Raw genomic sequence first — 16,616 nt, 5'->3', positions numbered from 1 at the left:
TCGATTCTTTCCTTGCGTGCCCCTCGCCGTCAGACCAGCGTTCAGGACCACAATGAAAACCAAGAACCGCTCCCTCGACCGTATCGATCTGAAGATTCTGCGTTGCCTGCAGGAAAACGCCCGGGTGTCCTATGTGGACCTCGCCGCCCAGGTGGGGTTGTCCACCACGCCGTGTCTGGAGCGCGTCAAGCGCCTCGAGCGCTCCGGGGTGATCCGTGGCTACAAGGCGATCCTCAACCCGCGCATGCTCAAGGCCAATCTGCTGGTGTTCGTCGAGATCAGCCTGGAGACCCAGTCTCCGGCGGTGTTTGACGAGTTCCGTCGTGCCGTGTCGAAGCTGCCGCAGATCCAGGAGTGCCACCTGGTGTCCGGGCAGTTCGACTATATTCTCAAGTGCAGAATTCCCGAGATGTCCGCCTATCGTCAGCTACTTGGCGACGTGGTGCTGACCCTGCCCGGGGTCAAGGAATCCAAGAGCTACGTGGTGATGGAAGAAGTGAAGGAAGATTTTGCCCTGCACGTGCCGGATATCGAAGAGTTCGAAGACAAGTGAGTTTTCATGAATGACCAGGACCTGCTGCGCTACAGCCGCCAGATCATGCTTCCCCAGGTGGACATCGAAGGCCAGGAGCGCTTGCTGGCGTCGCGCGCACTGATCGTCGGTGCCGGTGGCCTGGGCTCGCCGGTGGCGCTGTACCTGGCCGCCGCCGGAGTCGGACAGCTGACCATCGCCGACGCCGATGTGGTCGAGATCTCCAACCTGCAGCGCCAGATCGCCCACCAGGAGCAGGACCTGGGACGCAACAAGGCCCAGTCGGCCGCCGACTCTGCCATCGCCCTCAATGCAGGCTGCCGGGTCAGCGCCATCGAGCGCCATCTGGACGCCGAGGGGCTGGTCCAGGCGGCGCGGCAGGCCGACGTCATCCTCGACTGCACCGATCGCTTTTCCAGCCGCTACGCCATCAATGCGGCCAGCGTCGCCGCCGGGGTGCCGTTGGTCTCCGGCGCTGCGATCCGCTTTTCCGGGCAGTTGGCGGTGTTCGACCCGCGTGACGAGACGAGTCCCTGCTACGCCTGCCTGTATCCGCCGGATGATCAGGGCGACGAGGCCCTGTCCTGCGCCGAGAGTGGCGTCATCTCGCCGCTGGTGGGGCTGATCGGCTGCTTCCAGGCGCTGGAGGCGGTCAAGCTTTTGTCCGGGGCCGGCAGGCCCCACCGGGGGCTTGCCACCTTCGACGGCCTGAGTGGCGAGTGGCGTCACTATCGGCTGGGGCGCGATCCACGCTGTCCTGCCTGCGCAGACCGGGGGCGGTCCGGCGGAGGAAGCGCGTGAGCCGGCAGAGCCCGGTCACCGACTTCGATATTCGTCTATTGCGGGTGTTCAAGGCGGTGGCCGAGTGTGGTGGATTTTCCGCCGCCGAGAACGAGCTTGGCATCAGTCGTTCGGCCATCAGCCTGCATATGGGCGACCTGGAAAAGCGCCTGGGGCTCAAGCTTTGTCGGCGGGGGCGAGGCGGCTTCGCCCTGACCGAGGAAGGACGGGAGGTGCTGGAAGGGGCCCGGCGTCTGCTGTCGGGACTGGAAGCCTTTCGCACCGAGGTCAATGCGCTGCACCACAGCCTGCGCGGCGAACTCAATATCGGCATCACCGATACCCTGGTCAGCTCACCCGAGATGCGTATCACCCATGCCCTGGCAAGCCTCAAGGCCCAGGGCCCGGAGGTGCGCATCAACATGCACATGGACCCTCCCGGCGAGATCGCCCGCGGGGTGCTCGACGGACGCCTGCATGTCGGTGTCGTTCCGGCGGTCAACCTGCCCGCCAGCGTCGATAGCCAGGCGCTCTACAGCGAACGCTCCGGGCTTTACTGTGGCCGGGGGCATCCGCTGTTTGCCGAGCCATCGACGGCGCTGGAGGCGCTGGGCGGGTGGCAGGCGCTGGGGCAGTGGGACGCCGTGGTACCGTCCTATCCGCTGTCGGAAGCCGGCCGTGAGCGCCATGTCGGGCTCAAGCCCAGCGCCACCGCGTCCGACCGGGAAGGCGCGGCCTTTCTTATCCTGACCGGGGCCTACATCGGCTATCTGCCGGATCACCACGCCAATCTCTGGGTCGCGCAGGGACGACTGCGTGAGCTGTGTTCCGAGAGCGCCGCCTACGAGACGCCCTTCGTCGCCATCACCCGCCGTGACCGCCGCCCCCATCGGGTGCTGGAAGCCTTTCTGGCGGCGCTGGGGAAGAGCGATGCGGGTGTATCTGGCGACTGATGGCGCCTCTTGGGTCTTTGATCAAACCGCCAACGTCTTCGCTTCGCTGACATGATGTCTCGCTTATACTCTTGGCGATGAAACGAGAGACTGACGCTCTGTCATTGCTTTGCGTTGAGTTTTCCACGTCTGGCATCTTGGATTCGAGCGCTTCCGGGCGAGCCGGCTTACGTTCGAAGCGTGAGCGTCGCCAAGGCGACTTCCATCGAGCGGGATGCGTGACGTGAAGTGTTGATGTTGGTGCGTCAGCCGCTTTAGGTATCGAATCGCTGACGTTGAAGTCAGGAATTTAGTGTTATTGGATACTTGACGCCTGGTGGCGAGAAAGTGGCACACTGTCGGTGTCACCTTCATGCGAAGGTGCGAGATTCAATAACAACAAGCGCATTGCGCAACCAATACGGACTCTCTATGACAGATTCCTCCACGTCCGAGGCCGCCTCCTGGTACCGCGATTCCGTCCGGGTCGAGCTGTTGCCGACACCCAGGCTCGAGGGCGACGTTCGCGCTGACGTCTGCGTGATCGGGGCCGGGGTGACGGGCTGTTCGACGGCGCTGCATCTGGCCGAGCAAGGCTACAAGGTGGTGGTGCTGGAAGCCCATGACGTCGGCCATGGCGCCTCAGGTCGCAGCGGCGGCCAGATCCTGCCCGGGCTCGGTACCGACATGGACACCGTGGAACAGGCGCTTGGCCTGTCGGCGGCCCGCGATATCTGGGAAATGAGCCGCGAAGCGGTGCGCCTGACCGCACGGCTGGTCGAGCGTCACGCCATTCCCTGCGACCTTGCCTGGGGCTACCTGCACGCGGCGGTCAAGCCGCGCCATGTGCGCGAGTTGCGCGCCTTCCAGGAGACCATGGCGCACAAGTACGACTACCAGGCGCTGGAATGGCGCGAAGGGCAGTCGCTGCGCGAACATGTGGTCACCGACGCTTACCCGGCGGCCCTGTGGGAGGCCGAGGGCGGGCACCTGCATCCGCTCAACTATACCCTCGGCCTGGCCAGGGCCGCCCAGCAGGCGGGGGCTATCTTCCACTCGCACAGCCCGGTCACCGCGGTGACCAAAGGCGAGCCTGCCCGGGTGAAGACCGCCGCCGGAGAGGTCACCGCCGATAGCGTGGTGGTGGCGACCAACGCCTACGGCATCGACCTGTTGCCGGAGATGCGCGGGCGCATCATGCGCTGTGCCAACTACATGATCGCCACCGAGCCGATGAGCGAGCAGCAGGCGGCCCAGGTGCTGCCGAAGAATGACGCCCTGGCCGATGCCAATTTTGTGCTCGACTACTATCGGCTGTCGGCGGATCGACGCCTGATCTATGGCGGTGAAGTCAGCTACGACGGGCGCCCGCCCAAGGGGCTTGAGGCGCGCATCGACGGCAAGATCCGGCGCCTGTTCAAGGTGCTCGACGATGTCGAGATCGCCTACCGCTGGGGCGGTGACGTGGCCATCACGCTCAATCGCGCCCCGGACTTCGGCAGACTGGCCGCCAACCTCTACTATGCGCAAGGATACTCCGGTCATGGCATGGCCATGGCGGGACTGGCCGGCAAGTTGCTGGCCGAGACCATCGCCGGGCAGAGCGAGCGCTTCGACGTCTTTGCCGCCATGCCCCATCGTCGCTTCCCCGGCGGTCGCCTGTTGAGAACACCGCTGTTGCTGCTGGCCACCCACTTCTACAAGCTTCGCGATCGGCTGTGAGCTGCCGACAACGACGAGGAATGCCCCTATGACCGAGACCTCCACCGCCGAGCGCCACTCACAGCGCCGGGATGAGCCCCATGATGGCGCACGCCCGGGCGTCGATGCCGCCGGCTCCGAGCGGACCGCCTCCGCGATCCATATGCAGGGCCTGCACAAGCGCTTCGGCGCCAGTACGGTAGCGCTCGATGGCGTGGATCTGACCATCGAGGCCGGCGAGTTCTTTACCCTGCTGGGCCCATCGGGCTGTGGCAAGACCACGCTGCTGCGCATCCTGGCGGGTCTGGAAGACGCCGATCAGGGACGCCTGACCATCGGTGAGCGCGACGTCACCGAGGTGGCGCCGCACCATCGCAGCGTCAATACCGTGTTTCAGTCCTACGCGCTGTTTCCCCACCTGTCGGTGCGCGACAACCTGGCCTTCGGTCTCAAGATGCGCGGTGTCGATCGTGCCGAGCGCGAGGCACGGGTCGAGCGCATCGCCGAGTTCATCCAGTTGGGCGATCTGATCGATCGGCGCATCGATCAGCTCTCCGGCGGACAGCGTCAGCGCATCGCGCTGGCCCGGGCGCTGGTCTGCGAGCCCGACGTGCTGCTGCTGGACGAGCCGCTGTCGGCGCTCGACGCCGGCCTTCGGAGCCAGCTACAGGTCGAATTGCTGAGGGTACAGAAGCGCCTGGGCATGACCTTCGTCTTCGTGACCCATGATCAGGACGAGGCCATGGTGATGTCCGATCGCATCGCCGTGCTCAATGGCGGGACCATCCAGCAGGTGGGGCCACCTCGGGAGGTCTACGAGCGCCCGGTCAATGCCTTCGTCGCCCGTTTCATGGGCCATGCCAACCTCTATCCGATCAGCGCCCGACAGGGCCAGCGCGTGACCACCGAGCTTGGCGAGCTGGAGCTCGAGCCCGATCTCGACACGCCACAGCAGGGAGGCGGTGAGCTGTTGCTGATTCGCCCCGAGACGCTGGACGTGCGTCTGGGTCGTCATCAGGGGGTGAACCACCTGGTCGGGCGGATCACCGAACGGCTCTATCGTGGTAGCCACGCCGAGTTCCGTCTCGCGGTCGGTGACACCACCCTGCAGGCCACCATCAACAATCGCGGGCGCCGACTGCCCGAGGTCGGTGACGAGGTGACCCTGGTGGTCGCCCCGGAAGACCTCGTCACCGTGGCCAACTGAGGGGGCATGTCATGACCGATACCGCTGTCCTCGGACGCAGCCAGGGCATGGTCAGAGAAGCGCGCCATCTTCTCTTTACCGTGACACCCGGCGCGGCCTGGATCATCGTCTTTCTGGTGCTGCCCAGCGCCTACCTGATGGGCGTGGCCTTCATGACCAACGGGCCCTATGGCCTGCCGCAGATGCCGCTGTCGCTCGATTCGTTCAAGCAGCTTGCCGGCTTCGGTTTTCTGGGCTGGAGCCCGGGCAACCTCTACACCCTGTTGAGGTCGCTGTGGCAGACCCTGGTGGCGACCGGCCTGGTCGTTATCGTGGCCTATCCGATCGCCTACTACATCACCACCTGCCGGGCGAAATGGCGGCCGATCATGCTACTGCTGGTGGTGGTGCCGTCCTGGACCAATCAGGTCATCCGTACCTTCGGCTGGATGAACCTGCTGGCGCCGGGTACGCCGCTTTCCAGCGTCGCCGAGTCGCTGGGGCTGATCGCCCCCAACATGGGGCTCTACCCGTCCAACTTCGCGGTGACCCTGGGGCTGGTCTACAACTTCCTGCCGTTCATGGTGCTGCCGCTGTACGCCGCCTTCGAGAAGCTCGACACCGCCCAGGTGGAGGCCGCCCAGGACCTCTACGCCACCCCGGTGAAGGCGTTCTGGCACGCGGTCTTTCCCCAGACCTTGCCGGGGCTGCTCGCCGGGATCGTGCTGGTGGCGATTCCGGCCTTCGGCATGTACGTGATTCCGGAACTGCTGGGCGGCGGCAAGGCGTTGATGCTCGGCAATCTGGTGGCCAACCAGTTCTCCGGTGGGTCGAACTGGCCGCTGGGCGCCGCCGGCGCCATCCTGATGCTGCTGGCGACCTTCGCCGGACTCTATGCCATGCGCCGGATCGGCAAGCGACTCGGCGGCGGTGAGGAGGTGGTGATATGAGAAAGCGCACACTCAAGCGAGGTCTGAGTGCCTTCTGGTGGCTGACCCTGATGTTTCTTTACCTGCCGCTGGCGGTGGTGGTGCTGTTCTCCTTCAACGCCGCCAACAGCGCGGCCAGCATGACCGGACTGTCGCTGCGCTGGTACCACCAGCTGTTCGCCAATGACCAGATCATGAGCGCCTTCGGCAACACCCTGGTGCTGGCGCTGACGTCCTCGCTGATCGCCCTGGTGATCGGCTGCTTGATCGGTTATGGCATGTATCGCCACCGTCACCGCAAGCTGGGCTGGCTGATCGTGCTGATCTATCTGCCCATCGTGCTGCCGGATATCGTTTTCGGTATCTCGGAGATGGCCTTCTTCGTCAAGGTGAATGAGCTGACCGGGCTCCTGGGGCCGGGGCTGGGCACCATGATCATCGCCCACGTCACCTTCCAGATTCCGTTCGTCGCGCTGATCGTCTACTCGCGCTTCGTGGGTCTGGATCCGTCCCTGTTCGAGGCGGCCAAGGACCTCTATGCCTCGCCCTTTAAGCGAGTGGTGCACTTCATGCTGCCGACCATCAAGCCGGCGTTGATATCGGCCTTCTTTCTCTCCTTTACCCTGTCGGTGGATGACTTCGTCATCAGCTTCTTCACCTCCGGCCCGGAGAGCGCGACCCTGCCGATCTATATCTGGGGCGCGATCAAGAAGGGGGTGTCACCGGAGATCAACGCCATCGCCACACTGATGATCGCGGCGGTGGCGCTGGCCGCCCTGGCAAGCCTCGTCGTCAATCGGCGCAAGGCCTGACGCCTGTGCCATTGGCGGACACAGCGACGATCTCGGAACAGATCGATCAACACCTGACGTACCCAGACAAGACCAAGCAATACAAGGAGAAAGCAACGATGCTCAACAAGACTCGCAGCGCCCTGGGCCTCGCCGTGGCCGCCGCCATGCTCGCAGGCGTCGCCCAGGCTGAAGAGGGCAAGCTGTACCTGTTCAACTGGACCGAGTACATGGACCCCGAGATCATCGAGGCCTTCGAGGAAAAGTATGACGTCGAGGTGGTGACCAACTACTTCAACTCGAACCCGGAGATGATCGCCAAGCTCAATGCCGGTGGCACCTCCCAGTACGACATCGTGGTGCCGTCGAACTACTACATTCCGCGGATGATCGAGACCGGCCTGATCCAGAAGCTCGACCGCTCGCAGATTCCGAACTTCGACAACCTGATGGCGCAGTTCAAGGATCCGAGCTTCGATCCCGGTGCCGAGTACTCCGCTGCCTACCAGTGGGGGACCACGGGCCTTGTCTACAACACCGAGACCTTCCCCGATGCGCCCAAGAGCTGGTCGTTGCTGTTCGACCCCGAGGTCAACGCAGACTATCCGTTCTCGATGATCCAGGATGGTCAGGTCGCCACCGGCAGCGCCTGCGCCTATCTGGGCGCGAGCTTCGACTGCAGCGGCCTGGATGACCTGAAGAATGCCGCCAGACTGCTGATCGAGACCAAGAATCGCGACAACTTCTCGGGCTTCACCGACGGCACACCGACCCTGCAGCAGCTGGCCCGGGGCGTCACCCACGTGGGCATGTCCTTCAACGGCGACTACCTGTACTTCAAGGATGAGGACCCGGAGACCTTCGAACATCTGGACTTCGTGATTCCCGACGAAGGCGCCGAGATGTGGGTCGACTCCATGGTCATCCCCTCCGAGGCACCCAACCCGGAGCTCGCGCACAAGTTCATTGACTTTATCCTGGACGCCGAGATCGGTGCCCAGCTGTCGAACTACAACTACTACGCCAGCCCCAACGAGGCGGCGCGCCCGCATCTCGACGAGGTGCTGACCCAGCCGCCGACCCAGCCCAGCGAAGAGGACATGGCGCGGCTTGTCTTCACCCCCAGCCTGTCCGGTCAGCAACTGCAGACCTTTCAGCAACTGTGGTCAGAGGTAAAGGCTCGGTGAAGGGATTGGCCCAGGGGCGTTGATGCGCCCGGGGCCGCCCTGCAAGGAAAGAGCCCCGGCGACGTCGGGGCTCGGCCACCGAGTGAGACACTCACGTAACGGAACACTCTCATGAGTAACCGCCAGGAAAGCCCAGCGCTCAGCGACTGGTTCAAGCAGTACGGCATCACCGAGGTCGAGTGCCTGGTCACCGACCTTACCGGCATCCTCAAGGGCAAGATCATGCCCGCGGGCAAGTACCTCAACGGCGGACGACCGCGCCTGCCGGACTCCATCTTTATCCAGACCGTCACCGGGGGCTATCCCGACGATGACGACATCCGCTTCTGGAATCCTGCCGAGCGGGACATGGAGCTGGTGCCTGACCCCAACGCCGTCTTCCTGGTGCCCTGGGCCGACGATCCTACCGCCCAGATCATCCACGACTGCCACTATCTGAGCGGAGAGCCGGTGGAGCTGGCGCCGCGCTATGTGCTCAAGCGGGTGCTGGAGCTGTACCAGGCACGTGGCTGGGTCCCGGTGGTGGCACCGGAGGTGGAGTTCTTCCTGGTCAAGACCAACACCGACTCCGACTACCCGCTGGAGCCGCCGGTGGGGCGCACCGGTCGCCAGGAAAGCAGCCGCCAGAGTTTCTCCATCGATGCGGTCAACGAGTTCGATCCGCTGTTCGAGGAGATGTACGACTACTGCGAGGCGATGAACCTGGATCTGGATACCCTGATCCACGAAGAGGGCGCCGGGCAGATGGAGGTCAACTTCCAGCACGGTGATCCGCTGGCGCTGGCCGACCAGGTGGTGCTGTTCAAGCGGGTGCTGCGCGAGACCGCATTGCGCCACGGCATGTACGGCACCTTCATGGCCAAGCCCATGGCCAATGAGCCGGGCAGCTCGATGCACATTCACCAGAGCCTGATTGACCCGGCCAGCGGACGAAATCTGTTTGCTGGCGAGGATGGCCAGCCCAGCCGTCTGTTCCACCACTTCATCGGCGGCCTGCAGCGCTACCTGCCCTCGGCGATGCCGCTGCTGGCCCCCAACGTCAACTCCTACCGGCGGCTGCTGCGTACCGAGACCTCGGGCTCGGCGCCGATCAACGTCGAGTGGGGCATGGACAACCGTACCGTGGGCCTGCGCGTGCCGGTCTCCGGGCCCGAGGCCACCCGGGTCGAGAACCGACTGGCCGGTGCCGACGCCAATCCTTACCTGGTCATGGCGGCGTCACTCGCCTGTGGCTACCTCGGCATGCTCGGCCAGGTGGAGCCCCGCCCGCCCATGGTCGGCTCGGCCTGGTCCGGCGGCAACAAGCTGCCCGACGATATCGGACCGGCGCTGGACCTGCTGCACGAGTGTGACGCCCTGGCGGGTATCCTCGGCGAGCGCTTTACCAACAGCTACCTGGCGGTAAAGCGGGCCGAGCACCGTGAGTACTTTCAGGTGATTTCGTCCTGGGAGCGTGAGCACCTGCTGTTGCGGGTGTGAGCCGCCGCTTTGGAGGACGTCCCGGGGTGGCGCAAGCCTGAGAAGGTGGCGCGAAGCTCAGAGAGTGGCGTAGGCCTGAGAAGGTGGCGCAAGCCCGAGACGGTGGCGCAAGCCCGAGACGGTGGCATGAGGCACCATCAGCGAGCCAGGCCAGGTGCCTGGCTCGCTGCGTTGTGGGGCTATGGCGTCGGTGCTTGGTGGTGATTATTCCATGTCTTTATCTTGAAGATATCTCCTTTCGCCGCGTAGAATGCGATCTAGTGTTGAATAAAATAACCACTTTGGGAGTCCGTCATGTCCAGCCGTTCCACCGCTACCGATCCCCGTGGAGGGGCCGCCGAGGTCCAGCATGCCGCGTCCTGGTATGCCGCCTCGGCCAATGCCTCACCCCAGCGCCCGGCCCTCGAGGGAGAGGTAAGCTGTGATGTCTGCGTGGTCGGGGCCGGCTTCACCGGCATCTCCGCCGCGCTCCATCTGGCGGAGCAGGGCCTCAAGGTGGTGGTACTGGAGGCGGCCAGGGTCGGTTACGGCGCCTCGGGCCGCAACGGCGGTCAGATCGTCAACAGCTACAGCCGCGACATGGACGTGATCGAGGACAAGTACGGCGCCGACACCGCGCGTGCCCTCGGCGACATGGCCTTCGAGGGCAATCGCATCATCCGTGAGCGCATCGCCCGCTACGACATCCAGTGCGACCTGCGTGAAGGCAACCTGTTCGCCGCCTGCAACGAGCGCCAGCTCAAGGGGCTGCGCGAGCATCAGGCGCTGTGGCAGCGCTACGGCCACGACGGGCTGGAACTGTTGGAAGGCGATGCCTGTCGCCGCGAGGTGGGCAGCGATCGCTATACCGGCGCCCTGGTGGACCACTCCGGCGGTCACCTGCATCCGCTGAACCTGGTGCTGGGCCAGGCGGCGGCGCTGGAATCCCTGGGCGGTGTGATCTTCGAGCAGAGCCCGGTCGAGTCGCTGGTACACGGCCAGCCGGTGGTACTGAAGAGCCGCAACGGCAGCGTTCGCGCCGAGCGTGTGGTGATGGCGGGTAACGCCTACATGAGCGGCGTGATGCCGGAACTCGAGGCCAAGTCGATGCCCTGCGGTACCCAGATCATCACCACCGAGCCGCTCGGCGAAGACCTGGCCCGGGAGCTTCTGCCCAATAACATGGCGGTGGAAGACTGCAACTATCTGCTCGACTATTTCCGCCTGACCCGCGACAACCGCCTGATCTACGGCGGGGGAGTCAACTACGGCGGCGAGGACCCCCAGGACATCGAGGCGATCATTCGTCCCAAGATGGAAAAGACCTTCCCGATGCTCAAGACGGTCAAGGTGGACTACGCCTGGAGCGGGACCTTCCTGATGACCCTCAACCGACTGCCCCAGTTCGGGGTGATCAATGACAACGTCTACTACGCCCAGGGCTACTCCGGCCACGGCGTGACCTGCACCCACCTGGCCGGTCGCCTGATCAGCGAGGTGATGACCGGGCGTGACGAGCGCTTCGATGCCTTCGCCGGCCTGCCACACCTGCCGTTCCCTGGCGGCCGCATGCTCAGGGTGCCGCTGTCCGCCATCGGCGCCTGGTACTACCAGACCCGGGACAAGCTGGGCATCTAGCCGCTGGTCGGTGTCACGGGGCATTGCCACAGGCCGCTGCCACAGGGCGGTGTCACAGGCCGTTGCCACTGATAGTGCGGGCAGCGGGATCGCTCCGTGACCCGCGCTCCCGGCTTGTGAGCCCCATTAGCACGTCTCCCCCAACGCCTCGCTGCCTCCGGCAGCGAGGCGTTGTGATGTGTGGGCAGGGGGACTGCCAATGGCATGAGAGGCGAGGGCAGCAGCGCCCGTCGTCGCCGATTGGGGGCACCTTTGTCGGTGAGTTGCGACAGCCTCACAAACAACTTGCAAGTGGCTCCATGATGCTTCGAACGCTGTTCGATAACGGCTAGGATAGGGTTATCACATCGCCAAGACATCTGCCGTGGCGCCTCTCGCGCGCTAGGCTCTGTCCGAAAAGTCGACGAGCGAAGGTTAGACAAGGCAAAAATCGGTGAGACAGCGCAGTTTACGGGGTGTAAATGAGCATGTTGATCCGATTTTTAACGCCGTATTACCGAGCGCAGGCACTTTTCAGACAAGCCCTAAGCGAGCACCCCGGCGGAGCAAGGAGAACAGCATGAGCAAGTCGATCATCGTCGGTTCCACCCTCGCGGTCTTTGGCCTCGGTGGCCTGGCATTTGGTGCCTGGCAGGTGCAGCAGGCGCCCCAGGGGCCGCAGTTCGCCGATATTACCGCCGTCACGCCGGTCACCGAGACCGTCTCCACGCCGCGAGAGGTCTGCGAGAACGTTCAGGTGACACGCCAGGCGCCGACCCGGGACCCGCACAGCATTCTGGGCAGCGCTGCCGGTGCGGTGGTCGGTGGCCTGGTGGGCAACCAGATCGGCGGTGGCAGCGGCCGCAAGATCGCCACCGTGGCCGGTGCCATCGGCGGTGGCTTCGCCGGACGCGAAGTGCAGCGTCGGGTCGAGGCCGGCCAGACCTATACCACCACCGAACAGCGTTGCCACACCGTCAACGACACCCGTGAAAAGACCCTGGGCTACGACGTGGCCTGGGAGTATGACGGCGTGCGTCAGGTGGCGCGTCTGGAGCAGGCGCCCGACGGCGAGCGTGTGCTGATCGAGCAGGGTCAGCCCCAGTGGGACGTGGTCCGGGGTGCCCCCGACAAGTCCTGATAGAGCCCTGATAGAGCGCTGATAGAGTCCTGACGGGAACCTGGTTCCGGTCTTCAGCCTTCGCGTAAACACCCAGCCCCCGCCAACCGGTATCTTTCGATGCTGGCTGGCGGGGGCTGTTGTCGTCGCTGTAGTTGTGAACCTGAACGTGAACGTGAACGTGGGCGAGGGCAGGGGCGCTGGTCCCGGGCGTCCTACAGATCGCTGTTGGTCTTGTTGACCACCTTGCCGAGGGCGTCGATGGGCTTGCTGGAGGGGTACTTGTAGGAGGCGAAGCGCACCGCCAGCACGGACAGGGCCAGCAGGAAGATGCCGCCGCACAGGTACAAGAGACCGGCGTCGGGCTTGGGGTGGTGGGAAATGTCACCGATCAGGTAGCGGGTCAGGGCGGTGATGGCGACGTACAACAGGAAGCGAATCGGCAGGTGATTGGTCTTGAAGTAGATGCCTACCATGGCGCCCAGCTCAAGATAGATGAACAGCAGCAGGATGTCGTCGACGCTGGCGTGGCCACTGGTCAGCATGTCGAGGAAGGCGACCACCGAGGCCCAGGCGATCATCCCGCCGATGACGAAGAGCCCCATGTAGTGAAAGCCTTCCACGAGCAGGTTGCCGATGGTATCGGCGTGATGGTGCATCTTGTCACGGCTGGTGCGAGCCCATTTCACAGGCGATTCCTCATCGGTGTGGTGGCGTCTTTCACGCTAGCCCGGCGTGGTAGGCGTGACAAGCCGATACTCCGTTGGTTCAGGGCGGTTTGTTGACGCAGTCACGCGGATTGCGCCGCTTTTCACCGGCATACTGAAACGCCGCCGTATCGACAAGGAGCCGGTCGATGGTGACGACGCTGCCCCAGGCCTTCTTTCGCAACTTTATCGGTCCCTCGCCGGACTGGTACAAGACCGCCATCCTGATCTGCCTGCTGATCAATCCCCTGGTCTATGCCTGGTCTGGGGGATTCGTTGCGGGATGGCTGTTGCTGGTCGAATTCATCTTCACCCTGACCATGGCGCTGAAGTGCTATCCGTTGCAGCCTGGTGGGCTGCTGGCACTGGAAGCGGTGGCCATCGGCATGACCGGCCCCGACAGTGTGATGCACGAGGTGGCGCTCAACCTGGATGTCCTGCTGTTGCTGGTGTTCATGGTGGCGGGCATCACCTTCATGAAGCAGCTGTTGCTCAAGGCGTTCACACGCCTGCTGATCGGCGTCACGTCCAAGCGTCTGCTGTCGCTGTGCTTCTGCGCGACGACGGCAGCGCTCTCCGCCTTTCTGGACGCCTTGACGGTGATCGCGGTGGTGATCAGCGTGACGGTGGGTTTCTACGCCATCTATCATCGGGTGGCGTCGATGAAGGGGCAGCACGACGATCATGACCACAGCGATGATAGCGGGCTTCCCGAGGTCAGCCACCAGGACCTGATCGACTATCGTCGCTTTCTGCGCTCGCTGCTGCTCCACGCCGCCATGGGGACCGCGCTTGGCGGTGTCACGACCATGGTCGGTGAGCCCCAGAACCTGATCATCGCCGAGCAGGCTGGCTGGGGCTTTGGCGAATTTGTGCTGCGCATGGCGCCTGTCACTCTGCCGGTGCTGGTCGCAGGCCTTGCCACCTGCCTGCTGGTGGAAAGCCTGCGCTGCTTCGGTTACGGCCAGCGTCTGCCGGCCAAGGTACGCGCCATCCTGGTCGAGCACGATCGCCAGGAGCGGGCAGGCCAGTCGCTGATCGAGGTGGCCAGGCTATGGGTGCAGGCGGCGGTGCTGGTCTGGTTGGTGGTGGCGCTGGCTCGCCATGAGGCGTCGGTGGGGCTGATCGGGCTTGCCGTCATCGTGCTGGCCAGCGCCTTTCTCGGCGTCACCGAGGAGCACGCCCTTGGCAAGGCCTTCGAGGAAGCCTTGCCCTTCACCGCCCTGCTGGTGGTGTTCTTCGCGGTGGTGGCGGTGATCATCGAGCAGGATCTGTTTGCACCGGTGATCGAGCTGGTGCTGTCACGCCACGGCAGTGAGCAGCTGGGCCTGGTGTACGTGACCAATGGTCTGCTGTCGATGGTCTCGGACAACGTCTTCGTCGGCACCGTCTACATCAGCGAAATCCACTCGGCCTTAAGCGCTGCGCGCATCGGCGCCGAGCAGTTCGACCTGCTGGCCGTGGCGGTGGCCTGCGGCACCAACCTGCCGTCGGTGGCGATGCCCAATGGCCAGGCTGCCTTCCTGTTTCTGCTGACCTCGGCGGTGGCACCGCTGATTCGCCTTTCCTACGGCCGCTTGGTGTGGATGGCCGCACCCTATACCCTCGCGCTCAGCCTGGTGGGGTTTGTGTGCGTACGCTATGTACTGGTGCCTGCGAATCAGGCGATGCAGGCCATGGGGTGGCTGTAGCGTTGGTGTGCTCGTGCGTCAAGCCTGGCGCAGGTCTCCTTGAAGGACCTTCTTCTCCGCCACCAGCGGTGCGCTCTTCTGATCGAAGGCATGAAAGTGGTCGGTCTCCAGATGCCATCTGAAGGCGTCTTCGTCGCGATAGAGCTCGTAGAGGACGAAGGTGTTCTCGTTCCGTAGTCGAACCACATCGAAGCGCTGGCAGTGACGTTCCTTTTCCAGGCTATCCGAGGCTTGGCGTAGCAGTAGTGCCTCGAGGCGATCGGCACACCCTTGCTGCGGGGTAAAACTGACGATGACGGCGTGCACGGTGAATGTCTCCTGTCTGGGTTGGATGAGAGCGGTGACTGATGAGAGCGGGGTGGATGAGTGTTGGTGTCGGCAGCTCGGTGCCGACACCCGTCTCCTTGTCGATGTGACGCTACTGAGGGTCGTCGGCGCCATGCGCTGGCTTGCCAGCTAGCGCACGCCCTCTGAATTTTTTCCAAAGGCGGCTGCGATAGCGCTTCCAGGCCGGGATCTGAGACGCGATGGTCAGCACGATCACGGCGATCAGCAGTAGCGACACCGGTCGCTCGAAGAATCCCATCAGGCTGCCCTCGGACACCATCAGGGCGCGGCGCAGGTTTTCATCCGCCATCGGGCCCAGAATGACGCCGATGACCAGAGGCGAAATCGGATAGTCCATCTCTCCCAGGACGTAGGCGGCGATGCCGATCGGCACCATCAGGTAGAGATTCAGCAGGCTGAGGCCCAGCGCGTAGGACCCGATGACCGACAGCACCGCGACAATCGGCAGAAAGATTGACGAGGGTACCCGCAGCACCTTGATGACGTGCTTGGCCAGAAACATGCCGTTGATCCACATGGCCAGGGAGGCGAGGGCGATAATGGCGGTGAGCTCGACCAGGAAGTTGGGCTGGGTGATGGCGATCATCGGACCCGGGTTCAGGCCGTGCAGCATCAACGCGCCAAGCAGCATCACCGCCGGCGGGCTACCTGGAATGCCGAGGGTCGTCAGAGGAATGAGCGCACCACCAATACAGGCATTGTTGGCCGTTTCCGACGAGACCAGGCCGGCAGGTTCGCCCTTGCCGAAGCGTTCAGGGTGGGCAGAGGAGTTCTGGGCGGTGCCGTAGGACACCCAGCCGGCGATATCCTCGCCGACGCCGGGGACGGCACCGATACCCACGCCAATGAACGCCGAGCGGATGACGTGGCGCAGATTGCGGAAGACCGCACGGAATTCGGGCAGCACGCGCTTGACGGGCTGGGGACTGCCGAGGGCTACCCTGTCGCGCAGGGTGCGAATGATCTGCGGGATCGCAAAGGCGCCGATCAACACCGGAACGACCTCGATGCCACCGTCCAGCTCCGGCAGGCCGAAGGTGAACCTGGGGAAGAACTGAAGCTGGTCGCGACCGATCGTCGATAGCGCAAGGCCCAGCAGTCCGGCGATCCATCCCTTGTAGACCAGGTCCTTGCTCGTCAGGGTGCCGCTGATGATGATGCCGAAGAGCGCCAGAAGAAAGAATTCATAGGACGTGAACTGCAGTGCAGCCTCGGAGATCAGCGGTGCCAGGGCGATCAGCGCGACCATGCCGATCAGGGTGCCGATAAAGGACGCGGTGGTGGTCATGCCGAGCGCCTTGCCGCCTTCCCCCCGTTGGGCCATGGGGTAGCCGTCCATGGCGGTGGCGGCGCCCGCCGCGGTGCCGGGGATATTGATGAGAATGGCCGGGTAGGACCCACCGTAGACCGCCCCCACGTACATGGCGATCAGCGAGATCAGTGCCGTCTGAAGGTCCATCGAATAGGTCAGCGTGGTCAGCAGGGCGACCCCGAGCGTCGCGGTCAGGCCGGGAAGCGCCCCGAAGATGATACCCAGGAAGCTCGATCCCAGCAGTAGCGCCACCATGGCGGGGTTGGTAAGGATCTGCCAGATGGCGTGCGCGAATACCGAAAGCTGCGCGATAAAGTCCATGCGA

15 protein-coding genes are annotated in these 16,616 nt (G+C 64.1%); 12 read left to right on the top strand and 3 right to left on the bottom strand.

The genetic code is table 11. From position 1 onward, the window contains the following. Positions 1-52 precede the first annotated feature (52 nt). The 11 genes from NFG57_RS12850 to NFG57_RS12800 all read left to right on the top strand — a co-directional run bounded on the left by NFG57_RS12850 (position 53) and on the right by NFG57_RS12800 (position 12,254). Positions 53-553: an Lrp/AsnC ligand binding domain-containing protein gene (locus tag NFG57_RS12850; protein WP_045995158.1), complete on the top strand. Its 501-nt coding sequence runs from the start codon at positions 53-55 to the stop codon at positions 551-553. A gap of 6 nt (positions 554-559) precedes the next feature. Further along, positions 560-1,333 (top strand): molybdopterin-synthase adenylyltransferase MoeB, encoded by a 774-nt coding sequence (gene moeB / locus NFG57_RS12845; RefSeq protein WP_348814467.1) that lies wholly within the window; start codon positions 560-562, stop codon positions 1,331-1,333. After that, entirely contained in the window at positions 1,330-2,265 is a 936-nt protein-coding gene (locus tag NFG57_RS12840; RefSeq protein WP_231498652.1) for a LysR family transcriptional regulator, read from the top strand. The genes moeB and NFG57_RS12840 overlap by 4 nt, the downstream gene beginning before the upstream one ends. A gap of 411 nt (positions 2,266-2,676) precedes the next feature. Next, the gene (locus NFG57_RS12835; RefSeq protein WP_348814466.1) at positions 2,677-3,966 is read left to right on the top strand and encodes an FAD-binding oxidoreductase; all 1,290 of its coding nucleotides are present in this window, start codon (positions 2,677-2,679) and stop codon (positions 3,964-3,966) included. A 28-nt stretch (positions 3,967-3,994) separates the two neighbouring features. Continuing rightward, positions 3,995-5,152 (top strand): ABC transporter ATP-binding protein, encoded by a 1,158-nt coding sequence (locus NFG57_RS12830; protein WP_213229703.1) that lies wholly within the window; start codon positions 3,995-3,997, stop codon positions 5,150-5,152. 11 nt (positions 5,153-5,163) lie between these two features. Beyond that, complete coding sequence (locus tag NFG57_RS12825; protein ID WP_052704560.1) at positions 5,164-6,081, top strand: ABC transporter permease; 918 nt, start codon at positions 5,164-5,166, stop codon at positions 6,079-6,081. Further along, positions 6,078-6,872 carry an ABC transporter permease gene (locus tag NFG57_RS12820; protein WP_348814465.1) on the top strand — a complete coding sequence of 265 codons (795 nt, stop codon included), beginning with the start codon at positions 6,078-6,080 and terminating at the stop codon, positions 6,870-6,872. Before NFG57_RS12825 ends, NFG57_RS12820 begins: the two co-directional genes overlap by 4 nt. A gap of 98 nt (positions 6,873-6,970) precedes the next feature. Beyond that, positions 6,971-8,038: a spermidine/putrescine ABC transporter substrate-binding protein gene (locus NFG57_RS12815; protein WP_348814464.1), complete on the top strand. Its 1,068-nt coding sequence runs from the start codon at positions 6,971-6,973 to the stop codon at positions 8,036-8,038. 111 nt (positions 8,039-8,149) lie between these two features. Then, positions 8,150-9,517, top strand: coding sequence for a glutamine synthetase family protein (locus NFG57_RS12810; protein ID WP_045995153.1), 1,368 nt, complete (start codon positions 8,150-8,152; stop codon positions 9,515-9,517). Positions 9,518-9,811: 294 nt separating this feature from the next. Beyond that, positions 9,812-11,134 (top strand): FAD-binding oxidoreductase, encoded by a 1,323-nt coding sequence (locus tag NFG57_RS12805; protein ID WP_348814463.1) that lies wholly within the window; start codon positions 9,812-9,814, stop codon positions 11,132-11,134. A 559-nt stretch (positions 11,135-11,693) separates the two neighbouring features. Then, on the top strand, positions 11,694-12,254 hold the full coding sequence (locus NFG57_RS12800; protein ID WP_045995242.1) for a glycine zipper 2TM domain-containing protein: 561 nt from the start codon (positions 11,694-11,696) through the stop codon (positions 12,252-12,254). Positions 12,255-12,448: 194 nt separating this feature from the next. On the opposite strand, the gene NFG57_RS12795 is transcribed toward NFG57_RS12800, so the two are convergent. Beyond that, positions 12,449-12,922: a phosphate-starvation-inducible PsiE family protein gene (locus NFG57_RS12795; protein ID WP_348814462.1), complete on the bottom strand. Its 474-nt coding sequence runs from the start codon at positions 12,920-12,922 to the stop codon at positions 12,449-12,451. Between the two features lie 167 nt (positions 12,923-13,089). Between NFG57_RS12795 and nhaB the strand changes: the two genes are divergently transcribed. Then, positions 13,090-14,631, top strand: coding sequence for a sodium/proton antiporter NhaB (gene nhaB, locus NFG57_RS12790; RefSeq protein WP_348814461.1), 1,542 nt, complete (start codon positions 13,090-13,092; stop codon positions 14,629-14,631). 18 nt (positions 14,632-14,649) lie between these two features. Here nhaB and NFG57_RS12785 read toward each other — a convergent pair whose 3' ends face one another. Then, the gene (locus NFG57_RS12785) at positions 14,650-14,937 is read right to left on the bottom strand and encodes a putative quinol monooxygenase (RefSeq protein ID WP_213227272.1); all 288 of its coding nucleotides are present in this window, start codon (positions 14,935-14,937) and stop codon (positions 14,650-14,652) included. 112 nt (positions 14,938-15,049) lie between these two features. Continuing rightward, positions 15,050-16,612 (bottom strand): tripartite tricarboxylate transporter permease, encoded by a 1,563-nt coding sequence (locus NFG57_RS12780; RefSeq protein WP_213227270.1) that lies wholly within the window; start codon positions 16,610-16,612, stop codon positions 15,050-15,052. Between the last annotated feature and the right edge of the window lie 4 nt (positions 16,613-16,616).

Origin of the sequence: Halomonas sp. H10-59 (assembly GCF_040070555.1) — a bacterium.
GTDB lineage: Bacteria > Pseudomonadota > Gammaproteobacteria > Pseudomonadales > Halomonadaceae > Halomonas > Halomonas litopenaei.
This window is presented reverse-complemented; position numbering and strand designations above follow the sequence as displayed.